This window comes from Dyella sp. C11, assembly GCF_003121485.1.
GTDB lineage: Bacteria > Pseudomonadota > Gammaproteobacteria > Xanthomonadales > Rhodanobacteraceae > Dyella.
The window spans coordinates 18,939-34,439 of the sequence record NZ_QAVX01000026.1 but is presented as its reverse complement, the minus strand read 5'-3'; the positions used below and the strand labels follow the sequence as shown (position 1 = coordinate 34,439).

General features: G+C 55.5%; 16 protein-coding genes. 12 read left to right on the top strand and 4 right to left on the bottom strand.

The features are described 5' to 3' along the window. Positions 1-15 precede the first annotated feature (15 nt). Complete coding sequence (locus tag DK366_RS19060; RefSeq protein ID WP_109127138.1) at positions 16-1,353, top strand: epoxide hydrolase family protein; 1,338 nt, start codon at positions 16-18, stop codon at positions 1,351-1,353. A gap of 181 nt (positions 1,354-1,534) precedes the next feature. After that, entirely contained in the window at positions 1,535-1,846 is a 312-nt protein-coding gene (locus tag DK366_RS19055) for a carboxymuconolactone decarboxylase family protein (RefSeq protein WP_232821118.1), read from the top strand. Between the two features lie 74 nt (positions 1,847-1,920). Here DK366_RS19055 and DK366_RS19050 read toward each other — a convergent pair whose 3' ends face one another. Then, positions 1,921-2,361, bottom strand: coding sequence for a MarR family transcriptional regulator (locus tag DK366_RS19050; RefSeq protein ID WP_109127137.1), 441 nt, complete (start codon positions 2,359-2,361; stop codon positions 1,921-1,923). 356 nt (positions 2,362-2,717) lie between these two features. Here DK366_RS19050 and DK366_RS19045 point away from each other — a divergent pair, with 356 nt between their 5' ends. The 4 genes from DK366_RS19045 (at position 2,718) to DK366_RS19030 (ending at position 6,147) form a co-directional block, all read left to right on the top strand. Then, positions 2,718-3,164 carry an Ohr family peroxiredoxin gene (locus DK366_RS19045; protein ID WP_109127136.1) on the top strand — a complete coding sequence of 149 codons (447 nt, stop codon included), beginning with the start codon at positions 2,718-2,720 and terminating at the stop codon, positions 3,162-3,164. A gap of 375 nt (positions 3,165-3,539) precedes the next feature. Beyond that, the gene (locus tag DK366_RS19040) at positions 3,540-3,989 is read left to right on the top strand and encodes an Ohr family peroxiredoxin (protein ID WP_109127135.1); all 450 of its coding nucleotides are present in this window, start codon (positions 3,540-3,542) and stop codon (positions 3,987-3,989) included. A 288-nt stretch (positions 3,990-4,277) separates the two neighbouring features. Next, positions 4,278-4,982, top strand: a complete 705-nt coding sequence (locus DK366_RS19035; RefSeq protein WP_109127134.1) for an SDR family oxidoreductase — start codon at positions 4,278-4,280, stop codon at positions 4,980-4,982. Between the two features lie 76 nt (positions 4,983-5,058). Continuing rightward, complete coding sequence (locus DK366_RS19030; protein ID WP_109127133.1) at positions 5,059-6,147, top strand: alkene reductase; 1,089 nt, start codon at positions 5,059-5,061, stop codon at positions 6,145-6,147. 16 nt (positions 6,148-6,163) lie between these two features. Here DK366_RS19030 and DK366_RS21710 read toward each other — a convergent pair whose 3' ends face one another. After that, a complete protein-coding gene (locus DK366_RS21710) occupies positions 6,164-6,292 on the bottom strand; it encodes a hypothetical protein (RefSeq protein WP_255412624.1) in 129 nt (42 codons plus the stop codon). Between the two features lie 236 nt (positions 6,293-6,528). Between DK366_RS21710 and DK366_RS19025 the strand changes: the two genes are divergently transcribed. Then, on the top strand, positions 6,529-6,780 hold the full coding sequence (locus DK366_RS19025; RefSeq protein WP_109127132.1) for a hypothetical protein: 252 nt from the start codon (positions 6,529-6,531) through the stop codon (positions 6,778-6,780). Positions 6,781-7,183: 403 nt separating this feature from the next. Continuing rightward, the gene (locus tag DK366_RS19020; protein ID WP_109127131.1) at positions 7,184-7,702 is read left to right on the top strand and encodes a cytochrome P460 family protein; all 519 of its coding nucleotides are present in this window, start codon (positions 7,184-7,186) and stop codon (positions 7,700-7,702) included. Between the two features lie 421 nt (positions 7,703-8,123). Here the strand turns inward: DK366_RS19020 and DK366_RS21620 are convergent, their stop codons facing one another. Continuing rightward, the gene (locus DK366_RS21620) at positions 8,124-8,987 is read right to left on the bottom strand and encodes a hypothetical protein (protein ID WP_109127129.1); all 864 of its coding nucleotides are present in this window, start codon (positions 8,985-8,987) and stop codon (positions 8,124-8,126) included. Positions 8,988-9,127: 140 nt separating this feature from the next. Continuing rightward, the gene (locus DK366_RS19005; protein WP_109127128.1) at positions 9,128-9,928 is read right to left on the bottom strand and encodes a hypothetical protein; all 801 of its coding nucleotides are present in this window, start codon (positions 9,926-9,928) and stop codon (positions 9,128-9,130) included. A gap of 275 nt (positions 9,929-10,203) precedes the next feature. On the opposite strand from DK366_RS19005, the gene DK366_RS19000 reads away from it, so the two are divergent. From DK366_RS19000 to DK366_RS18985, 4 genes are all read left to right on the top strand, one after another. Then, a complete protein-coding gene (locus DK366_RS19000) occupies positions 10,204-10,854 on the top strand; it encodes an ABATE domain-containing protein (protein WP_109127127.1) in 651 nt (216 codons plus the stop codon). Positions 10,855-11,609: 755 nt separating this feature from the next. Beyond that, positions 11,610-12,239: an ABATE domain-containing protein gene (locus DK366_RS18995; protein ID WP_109127126.1), complete on the top strand. Its 630-nt coding sequence runs from the start codon at positions 11,610-11,612 to the stop codon at positions 12,237-12,239. Between the two features lie 1,462 nt (positions 12,240-13,701). Then, positions 13,702-14,589, top strand: coding sequence for a haloalkane dehalogenase (locus tag DK366_RS18990; protein WP_109127125.1), 888 nt, complete (start codon positions 13,702-13,704; stop codon positions 14,587-14,589). Positions 14,590-14,746: 157 nt separating this feature from the next. Beyond that, positions 14,747-15,370, top strand: a complete 624-nt coding sequence (locus DK366_RS18985) for a TMEM175 family protein (RefSeq protein ID WP_109127124.1) — start codon at positions 14,747-14,749, stop codon at positions 15,368-15,370. Positions 15,371-15,501 lie beyond the last annotated feature (131 nt).

Here is a 15,501-nt window from a genome sequence, read left to right as displayed (position 1 = left end):
GTCGAGGAGAACGTGATGAAAAAGATTCCAGAGGCAACCGACCTTAGTCGTCGGCATTTCTGCAGCGCTGCTGCGGCTGTCGTCGCTGTGACACCACTCGGGATGTCCAGTCTATTTTCTGAAAGGAGTGAAGCCATGAGCGCAACAGGTACACAGCAAGCAGCCGGAGACAACACGGCCATCCGGCCTTTCCATATGACTTTTCCCGATGCAGACCTTGCCGATCTGCGTCGCCGAATCAAAGCAACGCGGTGGCCGGAAAAGGAAACCGTCGCAGATCGCACGCAGGGCGTCCCTCTTGCCACCATGCAGAAGCTTGCTGCGTACTGGTCTACGGAATACGACTGGCGCAACGTCGAGGCCCGTCTAAACAAGCTTCCCAACTTCATGACGGAGATCGATGGACTTGACATCCATTTCATCCACGTCAAGTCGAAGCATCCAAATGCGCTCCCGATCATCATTACCCACGGGTGGCCCGGCTCGATCATCGAGCAGATGAAGATCATCGAGCCGTTGACTGATCCCACGGCGCACGGTGGATCTGCGGCTGATGCCTTCGACGTGGTCATTCCTTCGATGCCCGGTTACGGATTCTCCGGCAAACCCACTGGTACGGGCTGGGGTCCGGAACGCATCGCGCGCGCATGGCTCGTGTTAATGAAGCGCCTTGGTTATACGAAATTCGTGGCGCAGGGTGGTGACTGGGGCGCCATCGTAACCGAGCAGATGGCCTTGTTGAACGCGCCGGAACTTATCGGCATTCATTCCAATATGCCTGGCGTGCTCTCGCCGGCGATTGAAAAGGGCGTCTCCTCTGGTGCGCCAGCGCCGGCCAATCTTTCAGCAGACGAGAAACATGCTTATGACATGTTGACCTTTGTTTACGCCAAGGGCATCGGCTACGCGTACCAGATGGGCTTGCGCCCGCAAACGCTGTACGGCATCGCAGACTCGCCAGTGGGCTTGGCGGCCTACCTGCTCGATCATGATGCCCGAAGCCTCACACTTATCGCAGGGGCTTTTGATGGTCATCCGAGCGGTCTAAGCCGCGACGATGTCCTGGACAACATTACGCTCACCTGGCTCACCGGCACGGCGATCTCTTCTGCCCGTCTTTATTGGGAGAACAAGCTGTCGTTCTTCGGCGTTAAAGGCGTCACCATTCCAGTAGCCGTGAGCGCTTTCCCAGATGAGCTCTATGCCACGCCGCATAGCTGGGCCCAGCAGGCATTCCCCAAGCTCATTCACTACAACAAGCTTGATAAGGGTGGACATTTCGCGGCGTGGGAGCAGCCAACGTTATTCACCGAGGAACTCCGCGTCGGTCTGAGACCGCTCCGAACCGCGTGACTGCGGGTGGGTCGGCCGAAGCGTTTCATTGAACGGCTTACCCACGTCGGCAGCAGCGCGGTCTAACGCCTACAGCGCATTTTTCTGCAATGCAGAAAGCATTGCGCTTCTCGCTTAGTAAGCGTGTGTTGGAATGCCAAACGATGTTCTTGCCGGAACCACACGGCGAAGGAGGACGATGATGAGCATGTACGACATGGCGAACATGAGGAAACTGAAGTCGCTTGGTGCTAAGGCGCCCGAGACATGGAAGAGCTACCTCGCCTTTGACGAGGCGGCACGCGCCGACGGCGTGGTCCCAAAGAAGTACAAGGAGTTGATGGCGGTAGCAGTGGCGCTGACCACGCAATGCCCCTATTGCATCGAGATCCACAAGGCAGAGGCGGTTAAGGCAGGCGCAACCGAAGAGGAGCTTGTCGAAACCGCGTTCGTCGCTGCCGATCTACGTGCCGGAGGGACCATCACCCACGCCACGCACCTGATTTCGGACTAAGACCCGGGCATGCATCGGAGGCCTAGCGCCGTCTATGCATGCCCATTTCCCACGTCAAAGGGCCCAGCGCACCACTATTCCTCGCGGTCGAGCGATTTGAGGAGGTTAGTCCTCAGCCCCACGACATCCTTCTGAAGAGCGGCGAATTCCTTGGGCGTTAGGCCAACGGCATCATCTAGGTCGATGCTCAACGCCTTCTCGCGAAGGCGGCGTCCACTCTTGGTCAGGTGAACGCGGACAACGCGCTCGTCTTCCGCGCTACGCAAGCGCTCGACATAACCCATTGCCTCAAGCTTCTTGAGTATGGGCGTCAGCGTGTTCGATTCAAGAAACAGCTTCTCGCCAAGCCCGCTCACGGTAAGACCATCCTCCTCCCACAGGGCAACGATGGTCACATATTGCGTGTAGGTCAAACCAAGCTGCTCGAGGATGGGTCGGTAGGCCTTGCCGAACGCAAGGTTTGCCGAATACACGGCAAAGCAAAGAAAGTCAGCCAACTTAGGATTCGATTTCATATCCGTATCTCTTCTGCGCCTCAGGGCGCCTCACTCGATCATACATCGCATGCGATGAAATCGGTAGCGCCCATCGCGACGGAAGCAACTTCCATGCCACATAGACCGAATGTAAAGAAAGAACTTTTTTTCAAACTTCTATTGACTTCGCCGAGCTTCTCGTTGAATATTTCTACATCGCATGCGATTGAACCGCACGCGATGGATGTTTGGAAATGGGGCGAAGCAATCGTTTGAGATTTCCAGATAGAGCATCACTCCCTTCTAGCACCCATACATGTCGCATACGAGCTAATCGCTTTCGATTCTATATTTGCCCAACCCCACCCACGAAAACTCCCTGTAAGGAATTTGTTATGACCAAGATTCAAAAGATTCAATTCACCGGCCTGACCCACACCAAGATCAATCGTGACCCAGCGCTCCAGCGGGGCGAGCACGGCGTCGTCGACATGAAGCTCTCGACTCCGGGCGGGAAAAGCTACGAATTCATCGCTGCGGAGCTGCACCCGACCGCCGAGCAGTTGTTCGCCGGGGCCTGGTCGGCTTGCTGGATCGCTGCCCTGGGCATTGCAGCCTCGCTGAAGAAGGTGACGCTGCCGGAAGACACTGCTGTGAACATCCAGGTGAACATTGGTGAGACCGGCCCGGCGTGGTTCCTCGGCGCCAAGTTCAATGTTCGTATTCCTGGTGTGGACCAGAATGTTGCGGAAGCGCTCGCCCATTCAGCTCACCAGATTTGCCCCTACTCCAAGGCGGTGGACGGCAACATCGAAGTTGACATGGTAGTCACCACGGCTTGAAGCGTGGCCTCCTCAGTTCGTCGAGCGATCAGCGGCGAATCAGCCCGCCACCAATTCCGGTGAACGGCCGCTTTGCCCAATAAAGAACATCAAGAGTCGCGTCATAGAAATTGATGCTCGGAGCTTGTGTGGAGCTTTGGCATCGAATTCCTGAAGAGAACTGACGACATGGGTCTGGTCGTCCTTGCTTAAGGCCGCTCCATACCCTCTCACCAATGGAGCGTTCACTCTCGAACTTGGCGTCCAGCGCCGAGTTCCTGAGGGTGCTTGCCAATGCTTCCATCCAGTCAACCCATGAAAGAAGACCTCGCCGTGAGCACGACGGGGCCCATCAATTTATCCAATCCCCCAAACATCCCCACAGAGAAATGAGTCATGAACAAGATTGATAAAATTCACTACACCGGCCAAACCTACACCAAGTTCAATCTGGACCCGGCACTCCAGCGCGGCGAACACGGCGTCTTGGACATCAAGCTGTCGGCTACTAAGGGCGGAGAGAAACACGAGTTCGTCGCCGCCGAAACTCACCCCACTGCGGAGCAGTTGTTCGCAGGTGCCTGGTCGGCCTGCTGGATCACCGTTCTGGGTATCGTGGCCCAAATGAAGAAAGTGACTCTTCCGGAAGATACGTCGGTGGATCTCCAGATCGACATTGGCGAGACCGGCCCAGCCTGGTTCCTAGAAGCCAAGTTCACTCTCAACGCTCCTGGTTTGGACCAGGCCATTGCTAACGATCTTGCCCATTCGGCCCATCAGTTCTGCCCGTACTCCCAGGCAACGAAAGGCAATATCGAAGTAGTGACGGAAGTGATCACCGCGTAAGGAAAGGCCAGACCGGTTCGTCACGCCACTAGCGACGAACCGGCCCATGGCCAGTTCGGAAGGACCCTGTGCCACCTCTCTTTCGGATCATCCGACGAAAGATCGACTTCTCACTGGTTACAACGGCACCGGTATGAAGTGCCGCCCGATATCAACCACCGCGCATTCCACTTACGCAGCCACTTCCTTGCTGGTCAAACCGTATAACGGACTCTCGCCAGGGAGCGGCAAGGATCAGCGGCCTCCGAGCTCCATCAACCCTTTGTTTACTCCTATTGGAGACTTTTTATGAAGATTAAGAACGCTACCGTTCTTGTCACCGGAGCCAATCGTGGGCTCGGTCTGGCATTCACTCGCGAATTACTGGCACGCGGCGCCCGCAAGGTTTACGCAGCTGCACGCGACCCAGCCACCATTACGCTTCCCGGCGTCGAGCCCGTGCGGCTTGATGTCACCAATCCGACCGACGTGGCGGCAGCCGCGAAACTCGCCTCAGATGTGACGCTGGTGATCAACAACGCCGGCATCACGCAGCTTGGTGGCTTTCTTGCATCAGACAGCGAAGACGTCACACGGCGCATCTTCGAGACTAACTTCTTCGCCATGCTCCGCATGAGCAAGGACTTCGCGCCGATTCTCAAAGCCAACGGCGGTGGTGCGTTGCTCAACGTGTTGTCGGTCGTTTCATGGGTCAACAGCGGTTCGATGGCCGCGTACGCGGCAAGCAAGTCCGCTGCGTGGTCGCTCACCAATGCCCTGCGCTTCGAATTGGAAGCACAAAGGACGCAAGTGACGGCATTGCACATGGGCTTCGTGGATACCGATCTCGCGAGCGCGTTCGATGCTCCGAAATCCAGCGCCGAAGAGATCGTCAAGCGTGCGCTCGACGGACTTGAAGCGGGCCTGGAAGAAGTGCTCGCCGATGAACGCAGCGTACAGGTGAAGCAAGCATTGTCAGCGGCCAGGCCAATCTATCTGCCGCAACAATCCTGAGGTTGGCCTGCGATTGAAGGGTTTGCCCCTTCCACCCACGTCTCTTCCAACATTCTGCCCTTGCTGGGAAAAATCTATGCTTTTCGAAACTCTCACAGCCAAGTCGATTCGGCTTGCCAATCGCACCGTCATGGCGCCCATGACGCGCTGCCGTGCAGGCGACATCAACATTCCTAGCGCCCTGATGGCTGAATACTACGGTCAGCGTGCCTCCGCGGGTCTGATCATCGCCGAGGGCACGTCACCGTCGCCGAATGGTGTGGGCTACGCGCGCATTCCCGGTCTTTTCAATAGTGCGCAAGTGCGTGGCTGGAAAGCCGTCACTGATGCCGTCCACGCCAATGGCGGCAAGATCTTCGTCCAGCTCATGCATACGGGTCGCGTCTCCCATGTGGCGAACCTGCCTACAGGTGCGGAAGTGCTCGGTCCAACGGCTATTGCCTGTCCAGGCGAGATGTACACGGACTCCCAAGGTATGCAACCGCGAAGCACGCCGCGGGCCATGAACGCTATCGATATCGCCCACACCATCGATGAATATGCGAACTCAGCGCGACTCGCGATCGAAGCGGGATTCGATGGCGTTGAACTGCATGCCGCCAACGGGTACCTAATTGAGCAGTTCCTAAACGCCAATGTGAATCAACGCGAAGACGAGTACGGTGGCAGCATCGACGGCCGAAATCGGTTCGCTCTTGATGTCGCCCGAGCTACCGTCGCCGCCATCGGTGCCGATCGCGTCGGCATTCGACTATCGCCTTACGGAGTGTTCAACAGCACGGGCGCGTACCCGCAGGTGGAGGCTCAGTACTTGGCACTGACTCAGGAACTGTCGAAATTGGGTCTGCTATACCTTCATGTGCTCGATCATTCGGCCATGGACAACTACATGGGCGCGCCGCCAGTGCCAGCCGCGTTCAAGTTGCAGCTGCGTGTTGCGTTCCAGGGCTTGTTCATTCTTGCGGGTGGCTTTGATCGGGCGAGCGCCGAAGAGGCGCTGCGAGCTGGCCACGCAGATCTCATCGCTTTCGCGCGCCCGTTCCTCGCCAACCCGGACCTGGTGGAGCGTATGCGGACGAATGCAGCGCTGAATGCCTTAGACACGGCAACGCTCTACAGCCCCGGACCGAAGGGTTACATCGACTATCCGACACGTGCAGCCTGATTTGCGTCGCTTGCCATCACAGAACCATCTTTGCGGCGGCACAACGTTCGCGAACCTCTTCCCAACTTTTCTGGAGACGCAAAATGTCTTCTAAATCTTCAATAGGCTTTGGACGCATATTTTCATTGATGATAGCCGCGTCCATTCTTGGAGTCGTGCTGTTTGTCGTGCACGGGTAAGTTCGCGGTCTCGTTAAGGGCGACACCACGTCTATTGCCATCGATCTGCAGCACGAAAGGCGAGCTCAGCTACAACAAGAACGCTTCGCCAAGCCGCACCGCTAAGGACGAGTCCTATCGCCCTTGCCCCGTCCTATAGCGATCAAATGCGCTGACAGCGTCAACGTCGGCGACCAGATCATCTCTTTCAAAAGCGTGTGTCATGAACACTAATTCCTGCAGCTACGCACCCATCTCTTGCGAATTTCACGATCGACTGGAGGACATAGCAACAGCGCGCAAGCTTGTGAACATCAGTTTCATCGATGCCACGGGTGCCGATGCCCATCGCAGCACGACGATTTTGGATGTCTATGCGCGCGATGGAGCCGAATATCTTGCGATGGGGTCGGGCGAGACCATCCGCCTAGATCGGCTTCTTGAAGTCGAAGGCGAGCGCCTACCCAGTGATTGAGCCAATTCAAATGAAAGCACTTCCCTACGTAAATGCCATCCTGCTCGCTATCGCCAGTGTCCTTCTTCCCCAACTCGGCGCACTGCTAGATGCCTACCAGTGGATACAATCGAACTTCACGTCCTGGCTCTGCTCGAAACGGGTAGGTAATCGCATCTGCCGGAACGTTTAGTTCGCGGGTTTGTTCGGGAGCTTGGCCTGACGGGGCGGCCACCTTGAGAACAAGTTCACAACCCCTACTAATAGCGAATGCTGTCAGTAACGCTACCAGCAAGAAACGCTAAAAGTGGCACAAATCGGCAGTAACTCAAGCCTCTGAGTTTAATCTCAATCGAGACGTTGAAGAAATCATTTCATCGAACTACCGCGACATCCGATCATCTGCACTACCGGAGAACGCGCCATGAAACATATTCATGTGTTCGCAGTCCTTGCCGTGACTACTCTGAGTCTAGGCGGGTCCATTCTCTCGTCCGCATCGGAGGAAGGGTATGACAACACCGCCGTCCTCGATGGCAAGCTACCTCCTGCATATCGCGACTGGACGTTGATTACGGTTGCCCACGAGGAGGGCAACCTCAATGACATACGGGCGGTTCTCGGCAACGATATTGCGGTTAAGGCCTATCGCGACGGCACACTTCCGTTCCCAGACGGCGCAGTCATTGCCCGCGTGGCATGGGCGTACGTGCCATCTGAAGAAAACAACAAGGCTTTCGGTCATGCCCAGTCATTCGTTGCGGGCGCCCCGACGCACATTCAATTCATGGTCAAGAACTCACGGGAATACGCAACCACCGGTGGCTGGGGGTACACCCAGTTCCAGCAAGGGAAGCCCTCCAAGCTGGACGTGGCCGCCTGTTTTTCATGCCACTTGCCTGTGAAAAATCGTGATTTCGTCTTTGCCCGCTACTCGCCTTGAAGCGTGAACAAACCCCACCGAGATCCCGGCCCCGCGGCCACATCAGGCTTCCGGAGAGCAAGCACAGGCGTCGACCCACGAAAGCGCACGGCCCTAGGTGACACTGGCGGGATACGACCGTTGTTAGCCAACGAATCCAGACTCCACCGATGCTAAATATCTGAGGAGGTCGCCGGCACGACCTTCCTCAACGAGTTGTAGTGGCGTCTTTCCATCAAATGTGTCTAGCGGATCGAGTAGCCACTTGGCGACCATTCCACTGTCTTTAGTTAGGCTTGCTACCGCGATGAGTACCCGCTCGAGATCATTCATAGGATCAGTACTTCTTCAGGTTGCTCGATACAGGACGTTCCGTTGTGACGTGAACGGGATGCGAGCAAGGAGAGACTGTCGCGCGATCAATACGTCGGATCGGCACTAGTTAGCCAGCACCGCGCAACGTGCTATTGAGCCGCTCAGCTAGTTGGTTCTGGACACTGCGAAAGCCGAGCGAGCCCCACACGACGTGGCTGCGATGCCGATTGGGCCACGCCTGGAACTGAATGGGTGGCTCAAGCGCTAGCCAACCTCCTGACAGATCGGAACGCCATCGCTCAAGCCAACGAGTGATCGTTGCATACCTCGATGCGAGTAACGAGTAGTAATCGCTCAACGGTGAGTACATCAGGTCGAGTAGATACACGGTGTCCACAACTAACGCGGCAAGTTCAGATGGGAGCTGTTCTCGCAAAGCATCACAGGACTCGTAGAGCCCACGAGGATCTGGAACTGGAAAGTGCTGACGTATGAGTTGTTGATCAACGGCGATTGGTCGCGTCGTGATAACAATTCGAACCCGTCCTAGTTGGCCGGCAACGGCCTTTCCCAATCGCTTCAACGCAGTTTCGAATGAGCCAAGGGTTAGCTTAAGCTCATCGATCGAATCGAGAAAGAATGTTGCAACGTCTGATTGTGCTGCGATCCAGGCATCGAGCCTAGCTTCCTCGTCTGCCGATAGAAGGTCGCGTAGGTTGTTGACGGAGAGCTCCGCCAGGTCGAGATAGAAGGCGGGCTGCCCTTGATCCCAAAGAACCTGCCTCTGGGTTCGACATTCATACGTCTTTCCCGCGCCGGCTTCTGAGATTATTAGGATGCGTTTTGATTCAAGCAGAGTGTTCCATCCAAGGGAACTCGACCAACCAAGCCTGGCCAATATGGATGCCCGCTCAACGTTAGCGGCCTCCTCCTCTGATACATCGTGAAAGGTCCGGTTGATCTGGGGCTTGGGTTTCTTTGGAGGATTCATTGGCGAAATATTGGTCGCGAAGGTGAGTCAGGGCAGATTTTTGGCCTTTCTTCCCGTGAATTTGCCTGAAATCATTTTTGATTGGTGATGAGCCTACTGCAGACGATTCCTGGAGGGACGGAGGGCCTTTGGCAGGTCAACTATGGCCACATGGGATCGCGTACGAACTCATTTTCAATCAACGTCGCGAATAGCCAAACAGCCACACCCGGCAAGATCCAAGCCATGGCAATAACGCCATACAGATAGAACTGGGGTGCGTAGATCAAACCCAAGTGCTCATGCTTTAGGCCAGATGCCACGCGGTAAGCACTAAGCATCGTTAAACCGAAGACTGCTTCGAGGGCAACAATGAATATTGAATTTCCGTGCTCTCTGAGGTGCCTGTACGACGTTATAAGCTCCCCCGCATCTCCTTGGCGAGCTCTTGCCTTGGCAAGGTTCTTGTAGAACTGGTAGCACCTGCTCCTGAAGAAAGTGAGGGAGAAGGTTAGACCAGCGAGAACCATGACTGTAACGATGAACGCTAGGAAGCTTAAGTTGGCGATTCGGTTGTCCAACTCCGGCGAGCGCAAGAGCTCAAATTGCACGAAAACATAGAGCACTGAGAAGGCGTATACGGTAGCTGTAAAGACTGCCGGTAGTGCTTCTTCATAGAGCTTTCTCAGCTTGCTGCGTTTCACCATCCGCGGCCCGATCGGGAGAAGTAAGCGGCCTGCGTGCAAAACAAGAATCGGGATACTAGATATGTAGCAGTAGACCAAACCTAGCCCGCCGAGAACAGCGAAACGGCCTCCGCCATCAAGTCCATCGAGTAACCGTCCGAGCACCCGATTTAGCGCAGGGTCGATATGCATAAGTGTGATGACGACAAGGGCACCAATCACGGTCCCCATTGCGTATCTGACGAAGTAGAACTCCCACCATCTTCCGCTCGTCATAGAGATTCCCCTTCTCGACGGTTCTAAGTGTTTATATGGCTTGCATAGTTATATCGGCCGGTTGATTGCGATCTTCACTATCAGGGGTGAACGTCTGAACCTACGCGAGGAAGGCAAGGCTTGGTGCTAGATAGCATCGCAGTGCTACGGGAGACCGCCAGAGCAGCTGGATTTAGATTATCCGGCTAGCAGGATACTTTCGACGCCGCGAACTCTAATAACTTGCAAACGGCATCCAAAGCAGTTACTCTATGGAGTCAGGAGAAATATAGGTTATGTCGCAGCTACCTCCCGCCATGTTCCTAGCCGATTCGCTCGGCCTCGATTTTCTTAACTCTGTGGCGACGCCGGTCGACACCGAAGTTGACTGGATCGCAGATGGAGAGGGCTTGCTAAGCTGGCTCCAGCAGGCACACCTTGTAGATGAAGATGTACTCGATGCTATGCGGTCGCGGACAATTCCAGGCGAGTTGGATCGTTTGGCTGATCAGGCTCGCGCGCTGCGAGAATGGTTTCGGACCTTCGTCCAGGAGCGCAAAGGTCGGGCTTTAAAGGCTGCAGACGTAAATGCCCTTGAGCCGCTTAATCGACTTTTGAAGCGCGATGAAGGCTATTTTGAAATCTTGCCGCAACCACGCGGCGCAGAGTCAGCTCTGCTGCTATCTCATTCCCGGCGCTGGACATCACCAGAAGCCCTGTTGTTACCCATCGCCGAAGAGATGGCCCGTCTGGTGTGCGATGAAGACTTCTCGCATGTAAAGGCTTGCGAGGGCCCGAGTTGTACGCTGCTCTTTGCTGATCACACGAAGGGCCACGCACGACGTTGGTGCAGTATGGCCATCTGTGGCAACCGTGCAAAGCAAGCGGCGCACAGGCAGCGCGTCAAGGACGCTGCGAATCGCCCGAAATCGTCACGACGCAGCTGAGCAACACCACCAACAGGCGCTGGCGTTGTCAACCTGCGTAGCGCTAGATGTTTGTCGCTAGAGTTCCACTGGGTGAATGACCTAGATGCCCATAACGCGGCATGCCGGCAGGGGTGTTGCAGTGCTGGCGCCTGATGGAGCTCGGGTAGCGCTGAGACTGTTAGTGCGTCCGTGACACAGAACGGATCGGTAGCGACTCGACAGTCCGCACAAGCAAACGTCAATCCCTGGTACTACAACTAGCCTAAGAGCAGCGGCAAGCGCGTGCTCTGCCATCTGTGATCGCTGATCTATGTGCTCATCGCCTGCAGCCACATTCCAGCAAGCGCTCATGAGCTCCCTCGTTGCATCTAGGGCCAGATATTCCTGCTCTGCCGTGAAATAAGTCTCCGGTCGCCGACGCCACCACAGCTGTCCTGTCGCAACGGCAAGCAACGTCAACAGACAAAAGAGCCATGGCGCGCCACTGGCGTGCGAGGCCCGAGCCCGCGCGGATAAAAACTCACCTCCGCCCTTCGCGGGGCAATCGGCGATAACGCTGATGTGAATACCCATAACGTGCTTACTTACTCGGCCTACCAGGGTTCACGCTCTCACACGCCTAGAGACCTAGACCCGGGGCCCTCGCCTCCGTTGTGCGTGCGGAGACTCGGACGCATGAGTTACGTAACTTCTAAAAGAACTTTAGAGAGGTTATCATAACTCAATGTGAAGCGTTCAGTGCCGCACGGTGAGTGGCACCAAGGGAAAAGCAAATGGGTACATCAAACAGGCTCCCGGCGGTGTTCATAGGTGATTCGGTTGCCTTGGACTTCCTCAACACCCTCACGGTCAGGGCAGATGATCCTTACGAGTGGCTGCTCGATGGAGAGGCGCTCCTGTCATGGTTAGAGCAAGCGAAACTAGTGCCAGACAATGTGCTGAATACATTTCGCGCGTTGCCGCCCAGCGATGACCTAGGAGCTGTTGCGACTCGAGCGCGCGAGCTACGTGAGTGGTTTCGCGCTTTTGTCGGGGAGCACAGGGGGCATCCCCTTTCTGCCGCAGCCGTTACTGAATTGGCGCCGGTTAACCGAATCCTGGAAAGGGATGCCTTGTTCAGTCAGATTGTTATGAAACCTTCTCGGCGCACAGAAGAGGAGTTCTCCAAACTTGAGTTGGTATCGCAACGACGGTGGGCTGTGGCCGATGCACTTTTGGTCCCACTCGCCGAAGCGATCGGAAGGTTTGTGGTTTCCGACGACTTTGCTTCGATTAGGTCTTGTGAAGGGCGCAAATGCTCCATGTTCTTTCTAGATAGGCGAGGCAGACGCTGGTGCAGCATGACCACCTGCGGCAATCGCGCGAAGCAGGCCATGTATCGCGAGAGAGTCAAAGGTCATTGATTCGAGTGTGATCTCCACTCTGGATCTTAGGAAAACCTGAGCGCGATGCTCGACGTTTGTTGGTATAGGACTCACACGACACAGCTGTCGATGCTCTGTTTTCGGGGAGAGCCATTTTCACAGCGATTTCGGTCACATCCGACCTAAAACAAAAAGATTGGTGCGTCGCTGTGCTGGCGCATATCTGGATGGTAGCTATCTCAAAATAGCCACACCTCTTCGCAAAGAGCGCGTGTCATCGAAGGAAGGTTAGGCGCGCAGCAATGAGCGGGACACGGCCCGATGAACAAGAAGATCAGGGCGGTCTGCGCACTGGGACCAACGAACAAGTCGTGAGGTTCGAGTCTGCGGACCGTTGAGTGACTATTGGGTGCGATTTCTCAATTTGCCTGTACTGGCGCACTCAATGTGGGTCAGCGAAACAGGCGAGAATTGATCTCACTGGAATTGCACTGACCGAAATGTTCCTGTGCGGCGGTCACCCGAGCTGGTGCTCCGATCATCCGCGGTGTCCGCAACTTTAAATCCACGATGATAGGTTGGGCCCATTCTCGCCAAGCATGCGAAGGGGCGTCATCGCACGACAGCACTACGCGTGCCCCCGTTGTTTCGTTGCATGCATTGTCGAACGTCTGCTTTGCACCTTCGTGCGAAAGCGTGACTCCGATGGCTTCCAACGCCAAGCACACACCCGAGCGCTGCAAGTGGCCCTTAGTCCGCCACGGCATGGATGCACCGCAGTTAGCGGTAAAGCATATTTCTCCAGCCCAATGCTCTCTTCTCACAGAGTACTCAACGCCCCCTAGCGACGCATAGGGCGCGGCGGCGATATCGCAACTAGACCTTTCAGACAGGACCGTCGAAATAGGCGCGTCTAATCGAACCCATGTGCTTGACAGGCGTAAATCGCGAGAGTAACCTTCTTAGCGCATTCGAGGCGGTTACTCCATTCAAGGGAACGTTGGACGGTGTGATTGAGACGTGAATCGCGATTACAACATTCGACGGTTGGTCTGGGCCGCCATCGAGATGAAGGAAGCCAAGCGCTGCATAGCGCGCAGGCATTGACCGTATGGCGTGTCGGATCCGCCGGAAATGGAGGTCGATGACGCAATGTACTTGCTGGCAGCCCGACTTAATGTCGCGTCGCGAGCGCAATGAAACCCGTCTGCAGCTTCGACGTAATACCCGAATACACGGCGGTGGTGTGAGGACGTTTGTCTGGCATTGCACCGCAGAGAATTAAAGGAGTCGCATCAGAAGGTCGTGATGTTCAAAAGGACGCGCAGCAATCTGAAAGATTAGTAGGTGAATAAGATGACGCACTGTTAATTCGAAATTTGTTGGCTCTGCACATTGGAAGCAATGGGCAAAAATCACTCGGTATTTAGTTCATTAAGAGGCGAATGACTGCTACAGCATCAATGCTCTGGCTCAATTCTCCTCTCTCGGAGTAGTTAACATGATCTCTTCAGCATTCCCGTACGAAAAAAAGCGTAAGAACATCCTCGGCAGCGAGATGGCATATGTCGAAGTGGGTGAAGGTGACCCGATCGTTTTCCTTCATGGCAATCCGACGTCTTCTTACCTGTGGCGCAATGTTGTGCCGCACTTGCAGTCGCTTGGTCGTTGCATTGTTCCCGACCTCATCGGAATGGGCGACTCTGCAAAGCTGCCGAATAGCGGTCCGGACTCCTATCGATTTGTGGAGCATCGTCGCTACCTCGATGCACTACTTGAGGCGCTGGACGTACGTGAGAAGGTTACTTTGGTGATTCACGACTGGGGTTCGGCCCTAGGTTTCGACTGGGCAAACCGCCATCGCGACGCTGTGAAGGGCATCGCGTATATGGAAGCAATTGTCGTGCCTCAGCGCTGGGATCACTGGGACAAGTTCGAGATGCGTCATGCGCTCGAGGGGCTTCGTTCCGAAGCTGGTGAGCAGATGGTTTTGGAAGAAAACTACTTCATCGAGAAAATCCTTCCGGGTGCGATCCTGCGTACTCTGTCGGAAGAAGAGATGAACCAATATCGCCGTCCGTTTGCTACTCCTGGTGAGGGTCGTCGGCCGACACTGACCTGGCCGCGACAGATTCCTATCGAGAACGATCCCGCCGATGTGGTCGCGATCGTGAAGGAATACGACAAGTGGCTGAAAACGACTGATGTCCCGAAATTGTTTATTCGAGCTGAGCCGGGCGGTATCCTGTCAGCAGGGCCGGATCTCGAATTCTGCCGCAGCTTGCCGGCGCAGACCGAAGTCACGGTTAAGGGTGTGCACTATATCCAGGAGGATTCGCCGGATGAGATCGGTCAGGCAATTGCCAAGTGGCTGCCTGCTCTAGGGTAACGCTCCCCGAGAAGTGGGATAGGTCGAATCATGACAGGTGCCGTAAGTTGGCACCTGTCATGCTACGTAAAGCGGCGTGCCTCGGGCGCGCTGCTACACGACGTGCAACCGATGTGAGTGTTGACGATGTATCGTGACGCAAAACGGGGGGAAGGCCATGAGTGCATCGCATAACAATGCTGACCGTTTAGTGTTTTTCGGTGATGCGGTATTCGCGATCATCATCACTTTGTTGGTCCTCGGACTTCGGCCACCCGATGGTGAGGATTGGCACGCACTGCTTGGATTGTGGCCATCCTTTGTAAGTTATGGGGTGAGCTATCTCTTCCTTGCGATTGTTTGGGTCAATCACCACCATCTCTTCCGACACAGGCCCACTCCTACGTCGCAGCTGATTTGGGCCAATTTCGCGCACCTGTTTAGCGTGTCATTTGTGCCATTCACGACGATTTGGATCGCCAACACGAGGTTGGCACCTGTACCAGTGGCAATCTACGCGTTCGTTTTCCTGTTAGTTAATGCCACTTACATGATGTTGTGCATGGAAGTGCTCGACCGTCAGCATATGCATGCAATCCCTGGCCCTGTACGTAGAGCAATGCTGAGGCGTTCGGTATTGACCTTGCTGGCATTCTTGGCAGCCGCGGTGATCGCGCTCATCTATCCGATTGCCGGCCTGGTGATTGTTTGCTTTTGTTTAATCCTCTACTTGCGCCCCGAGATAGCGGAATCTGCCAAAACCCTGAGTTCCCACGACGGTTTGCAGGACGATAAGCCGTAACGCCACTCGGTGAGTGGGCGCCGGAGGAATGACCTAGGGAGTTCGGAAGCTGGCGTTTCAAGACTTCCAAATGGCCAGTTCGCGTTGCTCGCGACCGCAACCTAGTGCCGGAAACGGCATGACGCATGCGA

What these genes read in the sequence shown, in the direction of transcription:
- DK366_RS19060 (WP_109127138.1), top strand. Translation starts at nt 16, where the DNA reads ATGAAAAAGATTCCAGAGGCAACCGACCTTAGTCGTCGGCATTTCTGC.
- DK366_RS19055 (WP_232821118.1), top strand. Translation starts at nt 1,535, where the DNA reads ATGAGCATGTACGACATGGCGAACATGAGGAAACTGAAGTCGCTTGGT.
- DK366_RS19050 (WP_109127137.1), bottom strand. Translation starts at nt 2,361, where the DNA reads ATGAAATCGAATCCTAAGTTGGCTGACTTTCTTTGCTTTGCCGTGTAT.
- DK366_RS19045 (WP_109127136.1), top strand. Translation starts at nt 2,718, where the DNA reads ATGACCAAGATTCAAAAGATTCAATTCACCGGCCTGACCCACACCAAG.
- DK366_RS19040 (WP_109127135.1), top strand. Translation starts at nt 3,540, where the DNA reads ATGAACAAGATTGATAAAATTCACTACACCGGCCAAACCTACACCAAG.
- DK366_RS19035 (WP_109127134.1), top strand. Translation starts at nt 4,278, where the DNA reads ATGAAGATTAAGAACGCTACCGTTCTTGTCACCGGAGCCAATCGTGGG.
- DK366_RS19030 (WP_109127133.1), top strand. Translation starts at nt 5,059, where the DNA reads ATGCTTTTCGAAACTCTCACAGCCAAGTCGATTCGGCTTGCCAATCGC.
- DK366_RS21710 (WP_255412624.1), bottom strand. Translation starts at nt 6,292, where the DNA reads ATGGACGCGGCTATCATCAATGAAAATATGCGTCCAAAGCCTATTGAA.
- DK366_RS19025 (WP_109127132.1), top strand. Translation starts at nt 6,529, where the DNA reads ATGAACACTAATTCCTGCAGCTACGCACCCATCTCTTGCGAATTTCAC.
- DK366_RS19020 (WP_109127131.1), top strand. Translation starts at nt 7,184, where the DNA reads ATGAAACATATTCATGTGTTCGCAGTCCTTGCCGTGACTACTCTGAGT.
- DK366_RS21620 (WP_109127129.1), bottom strand. Translation starts at nt 8,987, where the DNA reads ATGAATCCTCCAAAGAAACCCAAGCCCCAGATCAACCGGACCTTTCAC.
- DK366_RS19005 (WP_109127128.1), bottom strand. Translation starts at nt 9,928, where the DNA reads ATGACGAGCGGAAGATGGTGGGAGTTCTACTTCGTCAGATACGCAATG.
- DK366_RS19000 (WP_109127127.1), top strand. Translation starts at nt 10,204, where the DNA reads ATGTCGCAGCTACCTCCCGCCATGTTCCTAGCCGATTCGCTCGGCCTC.
- DK366_RS18995 (WP_109127126.1), top strand. Translation starts at nt 11,610, where the DNA reads ATGGGTACATCAAACAGGCTCCCGGCGGTGTTCATAGGTGATTCGGTT.
- DK366_RS18990 (WP_109127125.1), top strand. Translation starts at nt 13,702, where the DNA reads ATGATCTCTTCAGCATTCCCGTACGAAAAAAAGCGTAAGAACATCCTC.
- DK366_RS18985 (WP_109127124.1), top strand. Translation starts at nt 14,747, where the DNA reads ATGAGTGCATCGCATAACAATGCTGACCGTTTAGTGTTTTTCGGTGAT.